Source organism: Streptomyces sp. SudanB182_2057 (assembly GCF_964272715.1).
Classification (GTDB): domain Bacteria; phylum Actinomycetota; class Actinomycetes; order Streptomycetales; family Streptomycetaceae; genus Streptomyces; species Streptomyces rubradiris.
The window spans coordinates 7,349,088-7,371,406 of sequence record NZ_OZ186798.1 but is presented as its reverse complement, the minus strand read 5'-3'; the positions used below and the strand labels follow the sequence as shown (position 1 = coordinate 7,371,406).

Genomic DNA, 22,319 nt, shown 5'->3' with positions numbered 1-22,319 from the left:
GTGGATTTCGGTCGAAACCCCCGGCCGCCCTTCCCTCGTGGTTTAGACCAATGCTAATTGTGGTCGCGCAACGAACCCGGACGACTACGTCTTGTCACCGACAGGAGGGCGCGGCATGGCCCGCACCACCCCGAACGATCCCCCGCCCGTCGACGGCCGTCCCCTGTACGGACGCATAGCGGCGCTGTTACTCGACGAGCTGCGCGACGGCACGATTCCGCCGGGCGAACGGCTGCCGGGCGAACGGCACTTGGCGGCGCACTTCGGGGTCAGCCGGGAGACCGTCCGCCAGGCGCTGGAGGTGCTGCGCCGCAGCGGTGCGGTCGCCACCGACCGGCGGGGCAGCCACGCCGTGCTGCCCGGCCGGCCGGTGGAGTCGCCCGACTCGCTCGCCTTCCCGGTGGGCGCCCGGCCGGCGGACCCGTGCGCGGTGGACCAGGCCACGGTGGTGTGGGAGGTGCCGCCGCCGGAGCACGCGCGGGAACTGGGTCTGGCCCCGCACCGGCCGACGCTGGTGCACCACTACCGGTCGGTGACACCGGACGGCCGGACGCTGCGGACGGCGGTGACGTCGTTCTCGGCGGTGGCGCTGGCCGAGGTGGCGGAGCTGGCGCGCTACCGGGACCGGGCCGACGGCGCCACGCCCGCGCAGTTGGGGCGGGCCTACGACTGGATGCGCAAGGCCGGGCTGTGCCTGCACCACCGGGATTGCATCAGCCAGGTCTCGCAGGCCGCCTCGGTCCGGGTGACCCGGCGCGTGCACGACCAGTACGCGCGCCCGCTGGAGATTACCGACCTGGTGGTGCACGCCGAACAGGACGCGCTGGTCTACGAGTTCACCCTGCCCGCCGCGGTGTGACCGCCGCCTCCGGCGCGCCGTCGCCCCGGCCCGCCGCCGGCCGGCCGCGCGGGCCGCCGCCGGCTCGCCGGCCGGGACCGGGCGGCACGCGCGACTCGACCGTGCACGCGGCACGCGTCAACTCGCCGAGATCGACGCGGAGTCGGAGTGCCGGAGTACCTGACGAGAGCCGGTCGCTCCGCGTGGCTCACCGCCCTGCGGCGAGGTCGTTGACGGCGATGTAGGCGAAGGTCATCGCGGGACCGATGGTGGCGCCCGGGCCCGGGTAGGTCTCGCCCATCACGGACGCGGCGGCGTTGCCCGCGGCGTACAGGCCCGCGATGGCGGTGCCGTCCTCGCGCAGCACACGGGCGTGGGCGTCCGTCCGGAGTCCGCCCTTGGTGCCGAGGTCGCCGGGGAGGACGGGGACCGCGTAGTAGGGCGGCTTGTCCAGGGCCGCCAGGTTCGGGTTGGGGAGGGTGGGGTCGCCGTAGTAGTTGTCGTACGCGCTCTCGCCCCGGCCGAAGTCGGGGTCCTTGCCCTCGTGGGCGCGGGAGTTGAAGCGCTCGACGGTACGGGCGAGACGGTCGGGGTCGACACCGGTGAGAACGGCCAGCTCCCGCACGGTGTCCGCCTTCTTCACGAAGCCGCTCGCGAGCATCGGGCGCGGGAAGGGCTGCCCGGGGAGCAGGCCCATGAAGAGGTAACGGGCGCGGGAGCGGGCGTCGATGACGAGCCAGGACGGAGCCGTCTCCGCGCCCGTGGCCTCGCGGTGGGCGTACATCGTGTCCACGAACTCGTGGTAGGGGGCCGCCTCGTTGACGAAGCGGTCGCCCCGGCCGTCCACGATGATCATGCCGGGGATGGCGCGCTCGGCGACCAGGAAGAAGGGGGCACCGGCACCGGGCGGGACGACGGAAGGCGCTCCCCACACCTTGTCCATCAGGTCGACGGCCGCACCGAGCCGCAGTCCCTCGCGCAGCGCGTCACCGTCCTGCCCCTCCGGGGAGGCGGTCCAGTTTGCCGAGGTGGGGGCGGGCAGGTAGCGGTCCCGCAGCGCCTGGTTCCTGGAGAAGCCGCCGGAGGCGAGGACCACGCCCCGTCGCGCACGCACCTCCACCGGGCGGCCCGCGCGGTACGTCCGCACCCCCGTGACGCGGCCGGCGCCCTCGTCGTACAGCAGTTCCTCCAGCGGCGCGTCGAGCCAGAGCCGGCCGCCGAGCCTGGCCAGGGAGAGGCGGAGCCGGGCCACCAGTGCCTCTCCCAGGGCGACCGGCTTTCGGCCGAGGGCCAGGTCCCGTACGGCGCGCAGGCCCACCTTGGCCGCGACTCGCCGGCCGGCCCAGGTGCGGGCCGCCATGTTCAGGTGGCGGAAGTCGTAGGAGGTGATGGTGACGCCGTGGGTGGGCAGATGGGCGCGGCGCATCCGGCGGCGCTCGGCGGGCGGCAGCCGGCGCAGGTCGAAGACCTCGGGCTCGATCGACCGGCCGCGGGCGAAGCCGCCGGGGCGCTCCGGGTAATAGTCGCTGTATCCGTCGATGTGGACGAAGCGGACGTCGGTGCGGTGGTGGAACTCCCGCACCATGCGCGGCCCGTGCTCCAGGTACGCCTCCTTGCGCTCCGCCGGAACGCGGTCGCCCACGGTCGCGTCGAGGTAGGCGCGGGCGTGCGCCCGGCTGTCACCGAGGCCGGCGGCGGTGAGGTGGAAGTTGCCGGGCACCCAGATGGCCCCGCCGGAGAGCGCGGTGGTGCCGCCGTAGTGGCCGGTCTTCTCCAGCACCAGGACGCTCAGGCCACGCAGCCGTGCGGTGAGGGCGGCGGCGAGACCGGCGGCGCCCGATCCGGCCACCACCACGTCGTACTCGGCCGTGGTCCCGGCCGTCCCGCCGTCGGCGGCGCTCGGGAGGGCCCCGCGCTCGCCCCGCTCGCCCCGTGTGCCGTGCAACGCTTCCGTCATGTCAGCCGCCTCTCCACTCGCCGTCATGGCGTGACGGTACGGACCGGGTGTCGCCGGGAGCAGTCCTCGTCCCGCTGAGCGGAATTCCCGGCCCGTGGCCCGCCGGGCCCTGTTAGGAAGGCTCCGCCCCGGATCGCCGGGGCTCCGGGCACCCGTCGCGACGCGCGGCGCGGCCGTCCCGTCGAACCCGAGGAACCCCGAGGAGATCCGGTGGAGCTCTCGATGCCCGAAGACACCCTGCCCGCGGCCGGGTCGCCCGCGGGGGCGCCGCCCCCGGCCGCTTTCGATCTGACCGGGCGGGTGGCCCTGGTCACCGGTGCCGCGCGCGGCCAGGGGGCGCGGCACGCGCGCACGCTCGCCGGCGCGGGCGCGTCGGTGGTGCTGACGGATGTCGACGAGCGGGGCGGTGAGGCCGAGGCGGAGGCGATCCGCCGGGGGCTGGGGCGTGCGGACGCCGCGCATTTCGTACGCCACGACGTCTCGTCCGCCGAGGACTGGGCGCGCGTGGTCGGGTACGCCCGGGAACGGCTCGGCCGACTGGACGTCCTGGTCAACAACGCCGCGCTGTGGCGCACGGCGCACGTGGGAGAGCAGTCCGAGGAAGAGTTCCGCACGCTGTTCGCGGTGAATCTGCTCGGTCCGTTCCTCGGTATCCGGGCCGTGCTGCCCGCCATGCGTGCCGTGGGCGGCGGGTCGATCGTCAACATCTCCTCCACCGCCGGACTGAAGGGCATCCCGGGGCACACCGCGTACGGGGCCACGAAGTTCGGGCTGCGCGGAATGACCAAGTCGGTGGCGCTCGACGTGGCCGCCGAGGGCATCCGCGTCAACTCGGTCCACCCCGGCGTGATCGACACCCCCATGATCGCCGCGGTGACCGGCGGCGGCGCCGGCCGCGAGGAGTGGCCGCACGTCCCCGCGCGGCGGATCGGTACGCCCGACGACGTCACCGGCTTGGTGCTCTTCCTCGCGTCCGACGCCTCCGCCTATGTGACGGGCGCGGAGTTCGCGGTCGACGGCGGGCTGGCGGCGCAGTGAACGGCCCGTCCCCGGCCCCGGCCGTCCTCACCCCGGCGGCCCGCGCCCTCGCCGACGCCCTCACCGCCGGCTTCCCCGTGCTCGGCCCCGGCACGGACGCCGCCGCCGTACGGCGTGCCATCGCCCGGCCGCCCGCCCGGCTGCCCGCGCTCGCGTCGGTCACCGACCGTACGATCCCCGGCCCGGCGGGAGCCCCTCCCCTGCCCGTGCGGATCTACCGTCCGTACGGGCCGCCGCATGGCCGGGCGGGGGGCGAGCCGGGCCGTGCGCTACCGCTCGTCCTCTTCTTCCACGGCGGCGGTTTCGTGCTGTGCGGGCTCGACAGCCACGACGGGCTCTGCCGTCTGCTGGCGGCCGGGACCGGCGCCGTGGTGGTCTCCGTCGACTACCGGCTGGCCCCCGAGCATCCGGCCCCGGCGGCGGTCCGGGACGCCCGCGCGGCGTTCGACTGGGCCGTGCGCCATGCCGCGTCCCTCGGCTGCGACCCCGCGCGCATCGCCGTGGCGGGCGACAGCTCGGGAGGCAACCTCGCCACGTCGGTCTGCCTGGCGGCGCGCGACCGGGGCGGCCCCCGGCCAGCCGCCCAACTGCTCGTCTACCCCGCGCTCGACCCGCGTCTGGACACGGCGTCGATGCGGGACTTCGGTGAGGGCCACTTCCTGACCGCCGCGGCGATGCGCTGGTACTGGGAGCGGTACCTCGGCGGCGCCGAGCCCACCGCGGAGGTCGCGCCCGCGCTCGCGGAGGACACCGGCGGGCTTCCCCCCGCGCTGCTGGTGGAGGCGGAGTGCGATCCGCTGCGGGACGAGGGGCGGGCCTACGCGGCCCGGCTCGACCGGGTCGAGATCCACCGGGCCCGGGGGATGTTCCACGGCTTCATCGACTTCGCCGACGAGCTGCCCGAGGCGGCCGCCGCGCAGGAGCACGCCGTGGCCTGGCTGCGGGAGCGGCTCGGCATCGACGGCACCCCGGCGCCGGGCACCTGAACCGCGGGCCGTCGGTACCGCACGCCTCCTGCGGGGGCCTGCGGTACCGCCCCCGGAAGCGTGCGGTTACGCTGCCGCGATGAGTGACACGGCAGCGCGCGACACCCCCGCCCCCGTTTCCGTACCCGCTCCCGTGGGCGGCCCGGCCGGTGCCGGCGGCTCCCCGGGTGAGGGGTGCGTGCACCGGGCCATCCTGCGGGGCGCGGCACACGCGGTGCGCACGCACGGCCGCGGCGTGGGCATGGCCGAGATCGCCCGGACCGCCGGCGTCGGCCGGGCCACGCTGTACCGCCATTTCGCCGACCGGGAGGCGCTGTTCGCGGAGCTGACGCAGTTCGCCGCGGACGAATGCGTACGGGCCCTGCGCCGGGCGGACCTCTCCGGCGCGCCGGTCCGGGACGCCGTCCTGGCCGCGACCCGTGCGCTGCTCGCCGTGGGACGCGAGTACTGGGTCGTCGGCCTGCCGGGTCCGGCGAGCGAGCCGACACGGCGCGAACTGGCCGTCGCCCGCCCCCTGTCGGAGCTGGCCGCGCGTGGCCAGCGCGAGGGTGTCCTGCGGTGCGACCTCCCGGCGGAGCGGCTCGGCGCGCTGCACGGCGCCCTGATCCAGGGCGCCCTGCTGTACCCGCAGTTCATCGGCGAGGAGCTGGAAGAGGCCGCGCGGTCCGTCACGGCCCTCTACTTCGACGGGGCGGTGCGGCGGCGGCCGGAGCCTCAGCCCGCGGCCATGACCTCGGCCACGAGCGCGTAGGAGCGCAGGCGGGCCCGCTGGTCGTGGACGCAGGTGTTCACCATCAGTTCGTCGGCACCGGTCGACTTCATCAGCTGGTCCAGCTCGTCCCGGACCATGAACGGGTCGCCGACGACGGCCGAGGCGCCGAACGGGGTGGCGCCGCCGCCGAGCCGGGCCGCCGCCTCGTCGGCGGGCAGCAGCGCGTCCGGCAGGCCCCGGGCGATCCGCAGCTGGACGAGTTCCTGGGAGGCTGCGTGGCGGCGGGCCTCCGCGGCGGTGTCGGCGGCGACCACGGTCACGGTGATGAGGGTACGAGGCCGGTCCCGCGCCGCCGAGGGGCGGAAGGTGTCGCGGTACAGCCGGAGGACGGGCTCCGCGTCGCCGCCGCCGAAGTGGTGGGCGAAGGCGAAGGGAAGCCCCGCGGCGGCGGCCAGGCGCGCGCCGTACATGCTCGAACCGAGGATCCACAGGGGCGGGGGCGCGACCGGCTCGGGTACCGTGCGGATGGTGCCGTACGGGTGCCCCGGCGGCCACTCCCGCCCGCCCAGGAACGCCTGCAACTCCGCCACCGCCTGCGGGAAGTCGTGCGCGTCGGCGCGGCGGAGCGCGTGGGCGGCGGCCGGATCGGTGCCCGGCCCGCGCCCCACGCCGAGGTCGATCCGGCCGGGATGGAGCGCGGCGAGCAGGGCGAACTGTTCGGCCACGGTCAGCGGGGCGTGGTTGGGCAGCATGACGCCACCGGAACCGATGCGCAGCCGGCTGGTCCGCGCGGCCAGGTGCGCCATCAGGACGGGCGGGGTCCCCATGGCGAGACCGGGGTGGTTGTGGTGCTCCGTCACCCACAGCCGCCGGTAGCCGAGTTCCTCGGCGTGCCGGGCGAGACCGACGCTCGCGGCGACGGTGTCCGCGGCGGTGAGACCGCTGGGGATGACGGTGGGGTCGAGGACGGACAGGGCGGTCGTCACGGGTGGGACTCCAACCGGTGGGCGGATGGGCGTGGGGTGGGGTGGGGTTGAGGTGGGCCCCGGCCGTCGTACGAGGCTGAGCGCCCCGCCGCCCCGCCGGGTGCGGGACGGCGGGGCGGCGGGGCGGCATCAGGGCGGCCGGCGGAGGCGGCGGGCGTCGCCGACCGGCGAGCGACGCCCCCGGCGGCCCGGCCCCGGGCGGCCCGGAGCCGACGGTTCCGGCGGCGCGGGCGTCAGGCCTGCTGCGCCGGTTCCGCCGTCCCGGACGGGGCCGGGGAGGAGGGCTCCGCGTCCTGCGGGCCGGCCTCCGGGCCGCCGGGTGCGCGGGCGTTGACGGCGGCGAGGACGACGACGGCGGCGACGAGCAGGATGCCGACCGACCACCAGAAGGCGGTGGTGAAGCCGTCCACCATGCCGGCGGACAGGGCAGCTTCCTCCCCGGCGTGGGCGTCGACGTAGGCGGCGGTGACGCCGGCGGCGATGGTGTTCAGCAGGGCGGTGCCGATGGCGCCGCCGATCTGCTGCGCGGTGTTCACCATGGCCGAGGCGACACCGGCGTCGCCCGGGCGTACGCCGATGGTGGCCAGGGAGATGGCGGGGATCATGGCGGTACCGAGGCCGAGTCCGAACAGGAGCTGTCCGGGCAGGACGAACAGGGCGTAGGAGCTGTCCGTTTCGAGCTGGGTGAGCAGCAGCAGCCCGAGGGCGGCGAGGAGGAAGCCGGGGCCCATGATCAGGCGGGGCGGTACGCGGGGCAGCAGGCGGGCACCGATCTGGGTGGAGCCGGCCATCAGGCCCACCGTCAGGGGCAGGAAGGCGACGCCGGTCAGGACGGCCGAGTAGCCCTTGACGACCTGCAAGTAGTAGGTGAGGAAGAGGAACAGGCCGAACAGGCCGATGATGGCCAGGCCCAGGGAGAGGAAGGCGCCGCCGCGGTTGCGGTCGGTGACGACGCGCAGCGGGAGGAGCGGGGTCTTCACCTTCGCCTGGAGGACGACGAAGAGGACGAGGACGACCACGGCGCCGGCCAGCAGGGCGATGGTGGTGGTGTCGTCCCAGCCGTGGGACTCGGCGCGGGTGACGCCGTAGACCAGGCCGGCGAGGCCGAGGGTGGAGAGCACGGCGCCGGGGAGGTCGAGCGGGGAGCGGTTGCGGGCGCCGGCCGGTTCGCGGATGACGGCCGCCGCTCCGGCGGCGGCGAGGAGCGCGACGGGGGCCAGGACGTACAGCGTCCAGCGCCAGTCGAGGTACTCGGTGAGGACGCCGCCGAGGAGGAGGCCGATGGCGGCGCCGCTGCCGGAGATGGCGGCGTAGAGGCCGAACGCCTTGCCGCGTTCCTGGGGGTCGGTGAAGAGGACCGCGAGGAGGGAGAGGGCGGCCGGTGCGAGCAGTGCGCCGAAGGCTCCCTGGAGGGCGCGTGCGGCGAACAGCAGGACCTGGTCGCCGGCGGCGCCGCCGAGGACGGAGGCGGCGGCGAAGCCGATCAGGCCGGTGAGGAAGGTGCGGCGGCGGCCCCACAGGTCGGCGATCCGGCCGCCGAGCAGCAGGAGACCGCCGAAGGTGAGGGCGTAGGCGGTGACGATCCACTGCCGGTTGCCGTCGGAGATGCCCAGATCGGCCTGGGCCGAGGGCAGGGCGATGTTGACGATGGTGGTGTCCAGGTTGACCAGGAGCTGCGCCATCGCGATGAAGGCGAGGGCTTTCCAGCGCCGTGGGTCGGGGGTGGTGGTCGGTGTGACGGGTGATGCCGTCGTTTCGGACATGGCTGTGCTACCTCGGCTCTTCACGAGAGGAACGGTCGACGCCAGGGGTCGACCAGGCGTGACAGATGTGACAGATATGACATGGGCATGACAGGTTGACGCATCCGCCGGGCCGGCGGCCCGCGGCGGGATGCGTACGGCTTCACGGTGGAACGCCGCGTCAGGCAGCGCTCCGGGGACCCGGTCTCAGCGGCGGAGGTCCTCCAGGGTCGCCGGGCGGCCCGGCAGTTCGGCGCTCGGCCATCCGGGCCCGCCGTCCGGCAGGCCACCGCCGCCCGGGAGTTCGAGGCCGGCCAGGAAGAGCCGGACATGGCGCTCCGTGAGGCGCTCGATGTCGGCGCAGACGCCCTCGGGGAGCGGGCGGGCGAGCTGACTGAGGGCCACCATTACATCGCCGACCCCGACGTCGCCCCGCATGCGGCCGGCTCGCTGCGCCCGCCGGACCACCTCCTCGGCCACCGCGTCGACGCGCCGCCGGGCCGCGTGCAGCTCGACGTCGTCCACCCACAGGTGGTCGGGGAGCATCAGGCACAGTGCGCCGATGCCCTCCTCCACCGCGCCGACGGCGAAGCGGCGCAGCGCCTCGAAGGGGTCGGCCTCCTCGGCGAGGGCGGCCCGGCCCCGCTCGGAGATCCGGTCGGCGACATCGAGGCAGACGCCGTGCACCAGGGTGTCCCGGTCGGGGAAGTGGCGGTAGAGCGTGGCGCTGCCGACCCCCGCCGTGCGGGTGATCAGGTCCATCGGGGCGCCCGTCCCCCGGACGGCGAAGACCTCGCGCGCGGCGGCGACGATGCGCTCCCTGTTCCGGGCCTGATCGGCCCGCCGTACGGGCTTCGCCTCCCGGGCCCGTACCGCACCGGCGACATCGTCCGCCATCGCGCTCACCCCACCCCTCTCGACTCGGCCCCGCACACGGGACCGCGACCTACAAACGGAGAATATCTCTCCTCTTCGCGAAGGCATAGAGCTAAACGGAGAAAATCTCTCTGTTTTTTGCGCGGCGGTACGAGGCCGCGGGATGACGCCCGGGGAGCCGGGGCCCCGATCCGGGACGGAGCTTCTCGCGAAGGGTCCCCGGCTCGTAGGCGCGGCGCATGAGTCCGCGTTCCTGCAGCACGGGCACCACGTGGTCGATGAAGTCCTCGAAGGTGCCGGGGGTGATGACATAGGTGATGTTGAAGCCGTCGACCCCGGCGGCGGCCCAGGTGCCCAGCTCGTCGGCGATCTGCTCGGGGGTGCCCACGACGCGTGTGGTGGTGATCAGCCGGGCCAGGTCGGCGAACGTCTGCGTCTGGTCGGGAGCGCCTTCGATGATGCCCCGTACGGCACCGTGCGCGACCTCCGTGCGCAGCTCGCTCAGCGGCTTCTCCGGGTCGATGGCGCTCAGGTCCACCCCGATGTTGCCGCTCATGTGGGTCATCAGACCCTCGACGCTGATGTGGTCGTCGATCTCGTCGTTCTTGCGCTTGGCCTCCTCCTCCGTGCTGCCCACGACGAACGACAGCCCCTGGAAGAACGCGATGTCGTCGGCCCGGCGGCCGGCGGCGACCGCCCTGGCCCGTACGTCCTCGATGTTGGTCCGGGCCGCCAGCGGGTTGGGAGCGAGGATGAAGGTGCCCTCGGCGTGCCGGGCCGCGAAGGAGCGGCCGGCCTCCGAGGAGCCGGCCTGGAAGAGCACCGGGGTGCGCAGCGGCGAGGGCTCGGAGAGGTGCGGTCCCGCGACGCGGTAGCGGGCTCCGGCGTGGTTGACCGGGTGGACCCTGGCGGGATCGGCGTAGACGCCGTTCTCCTTGTCGCGCAGGACCGCTCCGTCCTCCCAGCTGCCCTCCCACAGCTTGTAGACGACCTCCATGTACTCGTCGGCCCACACATAGCGCTCGTCGTGCGGGACCTGCTCCTCGAAGCCGAAGTTGCGGCCGGCGGAGGACTGGAAGGAGGTGACGATGTTCCAGGCGACCCGTCCCTTGGTGAGGTGGTCGAGCGTCGACACCTTGCGGGCGAAGGTGAAGGGATGCTCCTGGAGCACGGAACCGGTGAAGGCGAAGCCCAGGTGTTCGGTGGCGTGGGCGAGCGCCGGTATGAGGACGGACGGATCGTTGTTGGGGAACTGGGTGGCCTCACGGATCGCGGTGTCGAGGCCGCCCCGGTAGACGTCGTACGTACCGATGACGTCGGCGAAGAACAGCGTGTCGAAGCGCCCCCGTTCCAGCATGCGGGCCAGCTCGATCCAGGTGTCCAGGTCGGTGTAGTCGGTCTGCCGGGTCGCGGGATGCCGCCACAGGCCGTGGTTGATGAAGGAGACGCAGTTCATGGTGAACGCGTTGAACAGCAGGGGCTTGTGCGTCATGGCGGTCACTCGCCCCCCGCCGCGCGGAAGTGCGGAATGACCTTCTCGCCCCACTGGCGGATGGTCTCCATGCACGCCTCCTGCGGCACGGTGCCCATCTGGATCAGGCACATCACCTCGTCCACGCCGATCCGCCGCAACTCCTCGACGTAGGCGATGGCGTTCTCGGCGGAGCCGTAGGCGTGGTCGGCGTTGTAGGTGCCGGTGTCGCTGGGCGTGACCGGGATCTCCGCCTCGTGGAGCTTCGCGACCAGGCGCTCGCGGCCCTGCTCCAGGGCGGCGGCGTCGTCGCCCGCGTCCGGGCGCTGGTCGGGCACGGGGCCGTCGCCGTACCAGTGGGCGATGGACTCGGCGAAGTAGCGCTGGCCGCGCAGGCCGATCCGGCGGGCCCGCTCGGCGTCGTCCAGGACGATCGTCGGGCACAGCGCGGAGAAGTGGTCGTTGACCTCGGTGGAGACCAGCCTCTCGCCGGAGCGCCCCGCGATGGCGTCGTCGTAGATCCCGCGCAGGTGCCGGATGTTGTCCGCACCGGCGAAGCCGAGGACCAGCGCCCCGATCCCGTACTCGGCCGCCAGGCGCAGGGACTCCTCCTTGGAGCAGGCCATGAACAGCGGAGGGTGCGGGGCCTGCACCGGTCTGGGCAGGATCGCGCCGGGGCCGATGTCGAGCGAGCCGTGCCACTCGAACCGCTCCTCGCGCCAGGCGCTCGCGAAGATGCGCAGAGCCTCCTCCATCTGCGGACCGGTGTCCTCCGGCCGGACGCCGTACATGGACATCTCCTGCCGCGTGGCGCCGCGCCCGGAGCCGATGTCGACCCGGCCGCCGGAGAGCACGTCGAGCATGGCGGCGCGCTCGGCCACCCGTACCGGGTGCTGGTAGCCGAAGGGCATGGTGACCACGCCGTGGCCGATACGGATCCTGGAGGTGCGGGCGGCGACCCAGGTGAGGAAGATCTCGGAGGCGCTCATGTGCGCGTACCACTTCAGCGCGTGGTGCTCGACGGCCCAGATCCGGTCGAAGCCCATCTCCTCGGCGAACACCGCCTGTTCCACGCAGTCGTGGAGGACCTGGCGCTCGTGTTCCGGGGTGGGATCGGCCATCTGGGCCTCGAAGATCATGGAGAACTTCACGTTCCTGCTTCCTTCTTCGGGAGGTGGGCGGGCGGGGCCGTTCAGGCGGGGGTGAGCCGCCGGTACGTCCGGCGGAAGTAGAGGAGGGGGTCGGCGTCGCGCAGCGACCGCGCTCGGGTGACCCGGCCGATCACGATCGTGTGGTCGCCGCCCGGGAGTTCGTCCTCGATGTCCGCCTCGAAGCAGGCGAGGACACCCTCCAGGACCGGCGCGCCGTTGTGGCCCGGCTGCCACGCGATCCCCGCGAACTTGTCCCCTCCGCTGGCGGCGAAGCACCGGGACAGCTCGCACTGGTCGGCCGCGAGCACGTTCACCGCCAGCCGGCCCGCCGCACGGATCAGCGGCCAGCTGCGGGAGGTACGGGCCGGGGAGAAGGTGATGTACGGCGGGTCCAGCGAGAGCGAGGCGAAGGACTGCACGGCCATGCCCGCCGGGCCGTCCGGGCCCTGGGCGGTGATGACCGCCACGCCGGTGCCGAAGGTCGACGCCGCGTCACGCAGGGCGGATTCCTCGATCAGTGGGGACATGCGGGTTCCTTTCCAGGGCGGTCGTGGGCGTGGGGGGCGGTTCCCGAAGGCGCTCAGGGCGTGCCGGTCCGGGCGAGGTTGGCGGCCATCTCCCGCTCCCACGCCTCGCCGGCGCGCCGGGTGTCTACCTCGAACTCGAACCGGGCCGTCATCTCCGGCCGGATGTCGGCGGCGTCCACGTAGAACTGCTCGTACCAGCGACGGAGTTGGTAGACGGGACCGTCGCCGTCGGACAGCAGCGGGCTGTCGACACGCGTCTTGTGCCGCCAGATCTCGATGTCCTGGTCGAAGGCCACCCGCATGCCCCGGGCGGTCCGGGCAGCCATGTCCTCGGCCTCCCGGGCGGTCGTGCCCGGAAGCCTGCGGACCCTGACGCCGTACATCAGCACGAAGCTGTCCGCGGTGACCGGGTAGTGGCAGTTGACGAGGACGGTCTCCGCCTCCGTGCCGTCGCCCAGGGGCTGCCAGATGCGGTCGATCATGTAGGAGGGGCCGTAGTACGCGGCGTCCGAGCGCAGGCTCAGATCGGCGCCGATCAGCTCCATCCCGGAGTCCCGGCGCGGGGTGCTCTCCACGTACATCGAGGCGACATGGCCCTCGAAGACGTTGGTGAACCGGGTCGGCACCGAGTGGTGCACATAGAAGAAGTGCGCCATGTCCACGATGTTGTCGACGAGTTCGCGGCAGTGCGCGCCTTCGACCAGGACACTGTCCCAGGTCCAGTCCGACCACTCGGCCGCCTCGGAACCTCCGGACGGCCCGTCCTCGATCCAGTCCATGCGCGGGATGGTCACGCCGGGGCCGGGCGGGTTCCCCTCCGGGTCGTACCAGACGAACAGCTGCCCGTTCTCCTCCAGCGTGGTCCACGCGCGGGTCCTGGCGCGAGGCGGGACCCGCTGCGCGTACGGGATCGCGGCGCACTTGCCGTCGCCGCCCCACCGCCAGTCGTGGAAGGGGCAGGCGAGGGTGTCGCCCTTGACGGTGCCGTGGGCCAGATTGCCTCCCATGTGCCGGCAGTACGCGTCCAGGACGTGCAGGCGTCCGTCGTCCCGACCGCGGAAGACGGCCAGTTTCGTGCCGAACGCCTCGATCTCGTGCGGTCGGCCGTCCGCGAACCGCCGGGCGAGGCCCAGGCAGTGCCAGCCACGGGCGAACCGGGTGGGGGTCTGACGGGGTGTGCTCATGAGGGACTCCTCCTCTGGGGCGGGCTGGGACCGGTGGGCAGGGCGGGACCGGCCGGGGGGTGGCCCGGCCGGGTCCTGTCCGCCGGGTCAGGAGCGCATGGCTTCGGCGATCAGCTCGTAGGAGCGCAGCCGTGCCTCCTGGTCGTGGACGCAGGTGACGATCATCAGTTCGTCGGCGCCGGTGGACTCGGCGAGCCGCTCCAGTTCCTCGGCGACCGCGTGCGGCTCGCCGACCACGGACCTGGCGCCGAAGGGGGTGGTCGCGCCGCGGAGCAGCGCGTTGGCCTGGTCGGCCGGCAGCAGGGCGTCCGGCAGGCCGCGCGAGATCTTCAGCTGGGCCAGTTCCTGGGACGCGGCGTGGTACCGCGCCTCGGCGTCCGTCTCCGCGGCCATCGCGGTCAGGCTGATGACGGCGTAGGGCTCGGCGAGTGCGGCGGACGGCCGGAAGCCGTCCCGGTAGAGGCGGATCGCGGCGGCGGTGTCACCGCCGAAGTGGTGGGCGAAGGCGAACGGCAGCCCGCGTTCGGCGGCGAGGCGCGCGCCGTACGGGCTGGAGCCGAGGATCCACAGCGGCGGGGCGGGCACCGCGTCGGGAACGGTACGGACCTGACGGTAAGGGTGTGCCGGGGGCCACGCGTCGATGCCGAGGAACGCGGCGAGCTCCCCGACCTGGTCGGCGAAGTCCGCGGCGTCCGAGCGGCGCAGGGCGTGGGAGGTGGCCCGGTCGGTGCCCGCCCCCCGTCCGACGCCGAGGTCGATCCGGCCCGGGTGGAGCGCGGTGAGCAGCGCGAACTGCTCGGCGACGGTCAGCGGGGCGTGGTGGGGCAGCAGGACCCCGCCGGACCCGAGGCGTATCCGGTCGGTGTGCGCGGCGAGGTGGGCGATCAGGACCGCCGGGGTGGCGGCGGCCAGCGTCGGGTGGCTGTGGTGCTCGGTCACCCACATGCGGGCGAGGCCGAGCCGCTCGGCGAGCCGGGCGACGGCGACGCTCCCGGCCAGGGCTTCGGTGACGGTGGAGCCGGTGGGGACGAAGGTGGTGTCCAGGACGGACAGACGGGGCACGGAAGGGGTCTCCCAAGCAGATGGAGGGACAAGCGGACGGAGGGCCGACGGGTGGCGGCGCGGGAGGGTGGTCAGTCGTAGCTGACGTGGACGGGCGGCCCGCCGTCCACGGGCCGGGCGCGGCAGGCCAGGACGTAGCCCTCCGCCCGGTCCTTTGGCGTCAGTGCTCCGCCCGTGCCGTGGTCCACCTCCCCGCGTACGACGCGGCAGGCGCAGGCGCCGCACGAGCCCTCACGGCAGGAGAAGGGGGCGTCGACCTCGGCGGCGAGCAGCGTGTCGAGGAGGGTGGTCCCGGCGGGCCAGGCCAGGGCGTGGGACCGCGCGTCGATGTCGACGAGCAGGTCCACGCCGCCCCCGGAGGGGGCCGGCGCGGGCCCGCCCGTCCCGGCCGGGGGCGGCGGAGCGGGCGCCTCGGCGAAGACGTCGCCGGAGAGCGAGACGAACACCTCGCGGCGCACGCGCTCGCGCGCGGCTCCCTGGGCACGCAGGACGTCGTCCGCGGCGGCCATGAAGCCCTCGGGGCCGCAGAGGAACACCTCGCGCCCGGCGTACGGGGCGACGAGCTGGGCGAGTTGCTCCCTGCGCGGCCGCCCCTGGACGGACGACAGGAGGTGGTGGACGAGCAGGCGCGCGGGGTGGGCGGCGGCGAGCCGGCGCAGTTCGTCGCGGAAGATGACGGAACCGGGGTCCCGGTTGGCGTAGAGGAGCACCACCCGGCCCGTGCCCCGCTCCAGTGCCGACCGGGCCATGGGGAGGAGGGGGGTGATGCCGCTGCCCGCCGCGACGAGCAGCAGGTCGGCGTCCGGGGAGGACGGTGTGAAGGTCCCGGCGGGCGGCAGCACGGTCAGCCGCGTCCCCGCCGTGGCCGTGTCGCACAGCCAGTTGGAGCCGATTCCTCCGGGGACGCGTTTGACGGTGATGGCCGGCTCGGGCCCGGTACGGGAGAAGGAGTAGCAGCGCGCGTGTCCGCCCGGCACCCGTACGGTCAGGAACTGGCCGGGCAGGGGCGCCAGCCGACGGCCGGCCTCGGGCCGGAGCACCAGGCTCACCGCGTCCGCGGTCTCCTGGACCACCCGCTGGACGATCACCGTCGTCGCCGTCCCGGCCCGCTCGTCGTCCCGGCCCCGGGCTCGGGGCTGTTCAGTCGTCATGGGCAACCGTCAGCCTTCCCTCACGCACCTCCCGCTCGATGGACGCGCGCAGCCGGACGCACCCCGCGATCCGCGCGCCGCCGCCCGCCAGTTCCGGGCAGCGGTCGGTCGGCCCCGTCCACTGGACGCTGGTGTGCGGAAGGCTGCGCTTCTCCACGAGGACCCCGGTGCCGCACGCCTCGCAGGACACCGGCCGCATGCTCACGCCTCACCCCGGGCGGCTTCCGCGCGCCGGGCGAGGTTCGCGTCGACCTCGGCCTGCCACACCTTGACGGCCCGCTCGGTGTCGATCTCGAACTCGAACCGGTCCGTCATCTCCGGCCGCACGTCGGCGACGTCCACGTAGAACTGCTCGTACCAGCGGCGCAGTTGGTACACCGGCCCGTCCTGGTCGCAGAGCAGCGGGTTGTCGATCCTGGTCTTGTTCTTCCAGATCTCGATGTCCTGCTCGAACCCGGCCGCCAGGCCCTGCGCGGCCATGGCCGCCGACTCGGCCGCCATCTCGTCCGTCATGCCGGGGAGCTTCTTCACCAGCGCCCCGTACATCAGGACGAAGGAATCGGCGCCGACCGGGTAGTGACAGTTGATCATCGCCGTCTCGACGGTCGTGCCGTCCACGTCCATGTCCAGGTACACGACCATGTACGACGGTCCGTAGTACGAGGCCACCGACCGGGTGTCGCCCTGGGCGGAGACCGTCTCGGCAGCGGTCATGTCACCGCGCGGCGCGGTCGCCTGGTACTGGGTGGCGATGTGCCCCTCGAAGACGTTCTTGAAGTACGTCGGGAAGGAGTTGTGGACGTAGAAGAAGTGCGCCATGTCCACGACGTTGTCGACGATCTCGCGGCAGTGGGAGCCGTCGATGCGCAGCGAGTGCCAGGTCCAGTCGCTCCACTCGTCGCTGAACGCGCCCTCGATGCGCGGGATGGTGACGTCCTCCGGCGGGGGCGCGCCCTCGGGGTCGTACCAGACGAAGAGCTGCTTGTTCTCCTCCAGCGTGGTCCAGGCCCGCGTCCTGGCCCGGGGCGGGACCCGGTGGGCGTACGGAATGTCGGCGCACCGCCCGTCGCCCTTCCACAGCCAGCCGTGGAAGGGGCAGACGACCGTGTCGCCCTTGACCGTGCCGCGCGCCAGGTTCCCGCCCATGTGCGGGCAGTAGGCGTCCAGGACGTGCAGCCGCCCGGTGTCCTGGGCCTGGAAGACCACGAGCTTGGTGCCGAACGCCTCGATCTCGTGGGGCTCGCCGTCCTGGAACGACTCGGCGAGCCCCAGGCAGTGCCAGCCCCGCGCGAAACGCTCCGGGGGGCTGCCCGCCTCGATGGTTCTGACCTCGTGCTCCGTGGTGCTGGGCGCACTCATGGGACGTCCTCTCAGACTCTGCGCCGCCGGCCGGCCGTCAGCCGCGGCGCCGGCTCGGATGCCGGTGCGCCAGAGTCTTGGTGGGCGCTTCGCGGCTCACCAGAGGGGCTCCCGCTGAACGGGACACCGGCGGAGGCGGAATCACGCCCACCGGTTGGCCGAAACGTATAACACTGGCGTGGCGTGCGTGGCTTGAGTTACACATAGGGCCCCGACGTACGAGACACATGTGTCTCGCCGGTACCGCCGAGGAGTCCCATGTCCCCTTCCGCCCCCTCTCCGGCGCCGCCCTGCCCGCGGCCTTCCGCGCCGCCGCCCGGCTCGTCCCCCGCGTTACCTTCCATGGCGGAGCGGACCCACTCCCCCGTGTCGATGATCGACCGGGTGGTGTCCATCTTCGATGTCCTGGAGCAGGCGGACGGCCTGACGCTGTCGCAGGTGGTACGGCGCACGGGACTGCCGCGCTCCTCCGCGCACCGCATCCTCGAACAGCTGGTGGAAGTCCGTTTCCTGCGCCGGGACGACAACGACTACCGGCTCGGCATGCGGATCATGGAGCTCGGTTCGGTGATGTACCACCAGGACCGGGTCCGGGCCGCCGCGGTGCGCCACCTCCACCAGCTGCACGCCTGGACCGGGCTGGCCGCGCAGCTCGCGGTCCTCGACGAGGGGAAGGTCGTCTACCTCGTCCAGGTCGGCGGACGCTCCGGCATCCCCTCCCGGTCACTGGTGAACGGGCGGCCGCAGGCCCACCGGACCGTGGTGGGCAAGGCGCTCATGGCCCACTCCCCCGCCGCGTGCCGCGAGGTGGAGCTCGCCCCGCACCGCTTCCGGGCCGAACTCGCCGACATCCGCGAGCGCGGTGTCGCCTACGGTCACGAGGAGACCATGCCGGGCGTCGGCTGCGTCGCCGCGCCGGTCATCGGCGCGGGCGACACCGCGGCGCTCGCCGCCGTGTCGGTCAGCGGCCCGCTCGAGCACATGCGCTTCCCGAAGCTCGCGGCCATGGTGCGGCGTACGGCGGCGAACGTACGGCGCGGAGCCGCGGAAACCGGCCGCGATGACGGCGACGGTGACGCACCGGCCGCCTCCTGACGCCCGCTCACGCGGGGCCCCCACCCCGAAGCCCCGCCACTCCCCTTATCCCTCTCTTCCTGTAGCGGAGTTCCCTTGGACATCCCCAGACGCACCTTCCTCGGCGCCGCGGCGGCCGTGGCCGTCACCGCCGGGACCGCAGTCGCCGCCGCTCCCCCGGCCGCGTCCGCCGCCTCGACCACCATCCGCCAGTTCCCGCTGCACGGCGCGGCCAACCTCCGTGACCTGGGCGGCTACCCCACGCAGTGCGGCCGGCAGGTCGGTTACGGCCGGGTCTACCGCTCCGACGCGCTGAACAAGCTCACCCCCGACGACCTGGTGACCCTCGACGGCCTCGGCCTGCGCACGGTCCTCGACTACCGGATACCCCTGGAGGTCGACTCCGACGGCGCGGACATCCTCCCCGCCAGCCTCACCTGCACTTCCCACAGCATCACCGACTCCGGGCTGTACGCCTACACGCAGGACGCCATCGCCTGCGCGGACCCGGTCAGGCAGCGGCAGCTGCTCGGTGACGGCAAGGCAGCCGAGTTCCTGACCGGGGTCTACCGCGCCTTCGTCACCGTCGCCGGCAACCGCGCGCGGTTCGCGGAGGTCCTGCGCGCGATCGCGGGCGGCGACGGCCTCCCGCTCCTCTACCACTGCACGTCCGGCAAGGACCGTACCGGCTGGGCGGCCTACCTGATCCTGCTGGCCCTCGGCGTACCGGAGGCCACGGCACGCGAGGACTACCTGGCGTCGAACACCTTCCGGGCCGCCGCGGACGCGCGGACCCGCGAGGGGCTCAAGGCGGCCGGGATGATGGCGGACCCGGATCTGCTGATCCCGCTCCAGGAGGTACGCCCGGAGTACCTGGACGCCGCGCTGGCCGAGGTCAAGAAGGGCTACGGCTCCCTGCGCTCCTACTTCGCCGACGGCCTCGGCCTGGACTCCCGCACCGTGGACGAGCTCCGCGAGCGGATGCTCCTGTGACGGCACGTCCGCTCACGCGCGGCAGTGACCGCCCCGACCCTGTGGATCGACACCGCCCCGCGTTCCCCGCGGCGGCGCACGGCACGGAGGAACCATGACGAACGACCTGTCCGGCAAGACCGTCATCATCACCGGCGCGGCCCGCGGCCTGGGCGCGGAGGCGGCCCGGCAGGCCGTCGCGGCCGGCGCGCGGGTCGTCCTCACCGACGTACGGGAGGAGGAGGGCAGGGCGACGGCCGCCGCGCTCGGGGAGCGGGCGGCGAGGTTCCTCGCGCACGACGTGACGTCCGAGGAGGACTGGGAGCGGGTGGTGGCCTGCGCGGTGACGGAATTCGGCGCCGTGCACGGCCTGGTGAACAACGCCGGCATCGCCACCGGGGCGTTCCTGGAGGCGGAGTCGGTCGAGCACTTCCGCAAGGTCGTCGACATCAACCTCACCGGCGTCTTCATCGGCATGAAGGCCGTCATCCCGGTGATGAAGGAGAACGGCGGCGGCTCCATCGTCAACATCTCGTCGGCCGCCGGCCTGATGGGCCTGGCGCTGACCGCCGGTTATGGCGCGTCCAAGTGGGCGGTGCGGGGGCTGACCAAGATCGGCGCGGTGGAGCTGGGAACGGCCGGGATCCGCGTCAATTCCGTCCACCCCGGCATGACCTACACCCCGATGACCGCCTCGGTCGGCATCGAGCGGGGCCCCGGCAAGTACCCGAACACCCCCATGGGGCGGGTCGGCGAGGCCGAGGAGGTCGGGGGCGCGGTGGTCTTCCTGCTGTCGGACGCGGCGGCCTACGTCACGGGCGCCGAGCTGGCGGTGGACGGCGGCTGGACGGCCGGCCCGACGGTCCGGTACGCGATGGGCGACTGACCGCGCGGGCGCGCGGGCCAGGGAAGGACCGGCCCGCGGGCGCGTGCGCCCCGACAACAGCGGACGGGGAATACCGGACCGCAGCCGGCCGGGCACACCGCCGGCCGGCGGAACCGCTCCGGGTGACCCGCGAACCGTGAGGTCCGCCGCGCCCGAGACGCGCGGGCACCCCTCGCCGGACCCCCAGGGCCGGTCGGGCTCAGCCGTAGGTCTCGTGGCACAGGCGGACGATCTCGGGCGCCGCCACGCCGTCCGCGCGGCGGCACAGGTCGCGCATCACCACGGCGGGCGGGCGGGAGGCCGTACGGGGGCGGGGGGCCGGGTGCGCGGGCGGGCGGCGCTTCGCGCGCGGCTGGGGGGCCGGTGCGGCGGGGGCGGTCCGGGGCGCGGCGGGCGCCGGTCCGCCCCCGGAGGCGGCTTCTCGGGTACGGGCCGCCGGGCCGGGCGGCCGGCCGGGGTGCCCGTCGTCGGTGCGCACGAGCGCCGCCCCGGTGCCCGGCTCGCTCACCGGGGCCCGCAGGACCGACGGTGTCGTCGCGGCGTCCGGCGGGAGGGCGCGGCGGGAACCGGCGGCTCCGGGGTGGGGGACGGGGTCGACGGTGGTGCAGCCGGCGACGCTCACCAGAGCGGCGACCACCAGCGGAAGAAGTCGGCGAGGCACGCGCCCACTGTGCCGCACCGCCCGCGGCGGCGGTCCGCTCCACGCCGGATCACCACCCCCACGAGCGACCGGCCGGGGTGACGGACCCGTCACGATGATCGGGTGTCCGCACCGGGCTCCGGCAACTCACCGCCGGTCCCTCGCCGTTGCGTGGTGCGGTCGGCGGGCCCCGCGGGCGCCCCCGGCCCCGCGGGAATGCCACGATCCGGTGGTTTGTCGCCCGCGTCACGGACGCCGCGCCCCATTCAGTGGTAATGTGCTATCAGCACTCGTGCACGCCCAAGGTGGGCGCCGGTGCCAGTCTCCCTTTCTCAGCTGATCGGTTCGCCGCCGTCCCGGAATTCCCGGCCCCCGGCGCCTCAGCTTCCCGGTACCGCCTCGTGACGGGCCTTCTCCGCCCGCATCCGAGGCACCGTCTCCGCCGCCCGGAGGCAGTCGCAGACGCCTCCCGCTCGCGGCCGCACCCCGCTGCTCCGCCCTGTCCCGTCCGCGAAAGGACACCCGCATGACCACCACACTCGCACCCCCTCCCGAGGCCCCGCAGACACCGGCCGCCCCGCTCGTCACCGGCGTGCTGGACATCGACGCGCACGGGAAGGGACATCTCAGGGCCGCGAGCCTGCTGCCCTCCCCCGCCGATCCGCAGGTCCCGCCGGCGCTCGTGCGCCGTCACGGACTGCGCAAGGGCGACCTGGTCGAGGGCGTCCGGGGCGCCCAGCGGTCCCTTATCGGGATCGCGCGCGTCAACGGACGCGCCCCCGGGGAACCCCGCGCGCGCCGCCGGTTCCACGAGCTCACCCCGCTCCATCCGCACCGGCGCCTGCGTCTGGAGCACCCCGGCGCCGGACTGACCGGGCGCCTCACCGATCTGCTCGCGCCGGTCGGCAAGGGCCAGCGCGGCCTCATCGTGGCGCCGCCCAAGAGCGGCAAGACCGTGCTGCTCCAGCAGCTCGCCGCCGCCGTGGCCGGCAACCACCCCGAGTGCCGGCTGATCGTCCTGCTGATCGACGAACGGCCCGAGGAGGTCACCGCGATGCGCCGCTCGGTGCACGGGGAGGTGTACGCCTCCACCTTCGACCGCTCGCCCAAGGACCACATCGCCCTCGCCGAACTGGTCGTGGAGCGGGCCAAGCGGCTGGTCGAGGCCGGCGAGGACGTCGTCGTCCTGCTGGACTCGCTGACCCGGCTGTGCCGCGCGTACAACAACACCTCCGCCGCCGGCGGACGCACCCTGAGCGGCGGCGTCGACGCCGGTGCGCTGATCGGCCCCAAGCGGTTCTTCGGCGCCGCGCGCCAGGCCGAGGAGGGCGGCTCCCTGACCATCCTCGCCTCGGCCCTGGTGGACACCGGCTCCCGGGCCGACGGCTACTTCTTCGAAGAGCTGAAGAGCACCGGCAACATGGAGCTGCGCCTGGACCGGGAGCTGGCCGCCCGGCGGGTCTTCCCCGCCGTGGACATCGACGCCAGCGGCACCCGCCGCGAGGAACTGCTGCTCACCCCGGCCGAGTTGACCGCCGTACGCGGACTGCGCCGGGCCCTGCGCGCCCGGGAGGGCGGCCCGTCCGCCGTGGAGACCCTGCTCGAACGGCTGCGCGGCACCCCGGACAACGCCGCGTTCCTGCGGCAGGTCCGGCCCACCCTCCCGGCCGGCTGACCCCGGCCCCGGGCGCCCCGGTGCGGCATCCG

The 22,319-nt window shown here is 74.0% G+C and carries 21 protein-coding genes; 8 read left to right on the top strand and 13 right to left on the bottom strand.

Annotated elements, in window-relative coordinates:
* Nucleotides 1-115: 115 nt before the first annotated feature.
* On the top strand, nucleotides 116-859 hold the full coding sequence (locus tag ACSURM_RS32875) for a GntR family transcriptional regulator (protein ID WP_436959461.1): 744 nt from the start codon (nucleotides 116-118) through the stop codon (nucleotides 857-859).
* A gap of 187 nt (nucleotides 860-1,046) precedes the next feature.
* Here the strand turns inward: ACSURM_RS32875 and ACSURM_RS32870 are convergent, their stop codons facing one another.
* The gene (locus ACSURM_RS32870; RefSeq protein WP_436959460.1) at nucleotides 1,047-2,795 is read right to left on the bottom strand and encodes an FAD-dependent oxidoreductase; all 1,749 of its coding nucleotides are present in this window, start codon (nucleotides 2,793-2,795) and stop codon (nucleotides 1,047-1,049) included.
* A 222-nt stretch (nucleotides 2,796-3,017) separates the two neighbouring features.
* Between ACSURM_RS32870 and ACSURM_RS32865 the strand changes: the two genes are divergently transcribed.
* The 3 genes from ACSURM_RS32865 to ACSURM_RS32855 all read left to right on the top strand — a co-directional run bounded on the left by ACSURM_RS32865 (nucleotide 3,018) and on the right by ACSURM_RS32855 (nucleotide 5,570).
* On the top strand, nucleotides 3,018-3,833 hold the full coding sequence (locus tag ACSURM_RS32865) for an SDR family NAD(P)-dependent oxidoreductase (protein WP_436959458.1): 816 nt from the start codon (nucleotides 3,018-3,020) through the stop codon (nucleotides 3,831-3,833).
* Entirely contained in the window at nucleotides 3,830-4,819 is a 990-nt protein-coding gene (locus ACSURM_RS32860; RefSeq protein ID WP_436959456.1) for an alpha/beta hydrolase, read from the top strand. The genes ACSURM_RS32865 and ACSURM_RS32860 overlap by 4 nt, the downstream gene beginning before the upstream one ends.
* Before the next feature lie 79 nt (nucleotides 4,820-4,898).
* Entirely contained in the window at nucleotides 4,899-5,570 is a 672-nt protein-coding gene (locus tag ACSURM_RS32855; RefSeq protein ID WP_436959454.1) for a TetR/AcrR family transcriptional regulator, read from the top strand.
* Here the strand turns inward: ACSURM_RS32855 and ACSURM_RS32850 are convergent.
* The 11 genes from ACSURM_RS32850 to ACSURM_RS32800 form a co-directional block, all read right to left on the bottom strand.
* Nucleotides 5,534-6,517: an LLM class flavin-dependent oxidoreductase gene (locus ACSURM_RS32850; RefSeq protein WP_436959452.1), complete on the bottom strand. Its 984-nt coding sequence runs from the start codon at nucleotides 6,515-6,517 to the stop codon at nucleotides 5,534-5,536. The genes ACSURM_RS32855 and ACSURM_RS32850 overlap by 37 nt on opposite strands.
* 233 nt (nucleotides 6,518-6,750) lie before the next feature.
* The gene (locus tag ACSURM_RS32845) at nucleotides 6,751-8,280 is read right to left on the bottom strand and encodes an MFS transporter (protein ID WP_436959450.1); all 1,530 of its coding nucleotides are present in this window, start codon (nucleotides 8,278-8,280) and stop codon (nucleotides 6,751-6,753) included.
* A gap of 186 nt (nucleotides 8,281-8,466) precedes the next feature.
* Nucleotides 8,467-9,156, bottom strand: coding sequence for a TetR/AcrR family transcriptional regulator (locus ACSURM_RS32840; protein WP_436959448.1), 690 nt, complete (start codon nucleotides 9,154-9,156; stop codon nucleotides 8,467-8,469).
* A 91-nt stretch (nucleotides 9,157-9,247) separates the two neighbouring features.
* A complete protein-coding gene (locus ACSURM_RS32835; RefSeq protein ID WP_436959446.1) occupies nucleotides 9,248-10,627 on the bottom strand; it encodes an LLM class flavin-dependent oxidoreductase in 1,380 nt (459 codons plus the stop codon).
* Nucleotides 10,628-10,632: 5 nt separating this feature from the next.
* Nucleotides 10,633-11,757: an LLM class flavin-dependent oxidoreductase gene (locus ACSURM_RS32830; protein ID WP_436959444.1), complete on the bottom strand. Its 1,125-nt coding sequence runs from the start codon at nucleotides 11,755-11,757 to the stop codon at nucleotides 10,633-10,635.
* A gap of 41 nt (nucleotides 11,758-11,798) precedes the next feature.
* On the bottom strand, nucleotides 11,799-12,284 hold the full coding sequence (locus tag ACSURM_RS32825) for a flavin reductase family protein (protein WP_436959442.1): 486 nt from the start codon (nucleotides 12,282-12,284) through the stop codon (nucleotides 11,799-11,801).
* A 53-nt stretch (nucleotides 12,285-12,337) separates the two neighbouring features.
* Nucleotides 12,338-13,468, bottom strand: coding sequence for a Rieske 2Fe-2S domain-containing protein (locus tag ACSURM_RS32820; RefSeq protein WP_436959440.1), 1,131 nt, complete (start codon nucleotides 13,466-13,468; stop codon nucleotides 12,338-12,340).
* A gap of 87 nt (nucleotides 13,469-13,555) precedes the next feature.
* A complete protein-coding gene (locus ACSURM_RS32815; RefSeq protein WP_436959438.1) occupies nucleotides 13,556-14,530 on the bottom strand; it encodes an LLM class flavin-dependent oxidoreductase in 975 nt (324 codons plus the stop codon).
* Between the two features lie 71 nt (nucleotides 14,531-14,601).
* Nucleotides 14,602-15,681 carry a 2Fe-2S iron-sulfur cluster-binding protein gene (locus ACSURM_RS32810; RefSeq protein WP_436959436.1) on the bottom strand — a complete coding sequence of 360 codons (1,080 nt, stop codon included), beginning with the start codon at nucleotides 15,679-15,681 and terminating at the stop codon, nucleotides 14,602-14,604.
* Nucleotides 15,671-15,886 carry a ferredoxin gene (locus ACSURM_RS32805; protein WP_436959434.1) on the bottom strand — a complete coding sequence of 72 codons (216 nt, stop codon included), beginning with the start codon at nucleotides 15,884-15,886 and terminating at the stop codon, nucleotides 15,671-15,673. The genes ACSURM_RS32810 and ACSURM_RS32805 overlap by 11 nt, the downstream gene beginning before the upstream one ends.
* Nucleotides 15,883-17,040, bottom strand: a complete 1,158-nt coding sequence (locus ACSURM_RS32800) for a Rieske 2Fe-2S domain-containing protein (protein WP_436959432.1) — start codon at nucleotides 17,038-17,040, stop codon at nucleotides 15,883-15,885. Before ACSURM_RS32800 ends, ACSURM_RS32805 begins: the two co-directional genes overlap by 4 nt.
* A gap of 342 nt (nucleotides 17,041-17,382) precedes the next feature.
* Between ACSURM_RS32800 and ACSURM_RS32795 the strand changes: the two genes are divergently transcribed.
* From ACSURM_RS32795 to ACSURM_RS32785, 3 genes are all read left to right on the top strand, one after another.
* The gene (locus ACSURM_RS32795) at nucleotides 17,383-18,135 is read left to right on the top strand and encodes an IclR family transcriptional regulator (protein WP_436959430.1); all 753 of its coding nucleotides are present in this window, start codon (nucleotides 17,383-17,385) and stop codon (nucleotides 18,133-18,135) included.
* 75 nt (nucleotides 18,136-18,210) lie between these two features.
* Nucleotides 18,211-19,107: a tyrosine-protein phosphatase gene (locus tag ACSURM_RS32790; protein WP_436959428.1), complete on the top strand. Its 897-nt coding sequence runs from the start codon at nucleotides 18,211-18,213 to the stop codon at nucleotides 19,105-19,107.
* Between the two features lie 94 nt (nucleotides 19,108-19,201).
* Nucleotides 19,202-19,972, top strand: a complete 771-nt coding sequence (locus tag ACSURM_RS32785) for a glucose 1-dehydrogenase (protein WP_436959426.1) — start codon at nucleotides 19,202-19,204, stop codon at nucleotides 19,970-19,972.
* A gap of 199 nt (nucleotides 19,973-20,171) precedes the next feature.
* Here ACSURM_RS32785 and ACSURM_RS32780 read toward each other — a convergent pair whose 3' ends face one another.
* The gene (locus ACSURM_RS32780; RefSeq protein WP_436959424.1) at nucleotides 20,172-20,633 is read right to left on the bottom strand and encodes a hypothetical protein; all 462 of its coding nucleotides are present in this window, start codon (nucleotides 20,631-20,633) and stop codon (nucleotides 20,172-20,174) included.
* A gap of 505 nt (nucleotides 20,634-21,138) precedes the next feature.
* On the opposite strand from ACSURM_RS32780, the gene rho reads away from it, so the two are divergent.
* Nucleotides 21,139-22,287, top strand: coding sequence for a transcription termination factor Rho (gene rho / locus ACSURM_RS32775; protein ID WP_436959422.1), 1,149 nt, complete (start codon nucleotides 21,139-21,141; stop codon nucleotides 22,285-22,287).
* The last annotated feature ends 32 nt before the right edge of the window (nucleotides 22,288-22,319 follow it).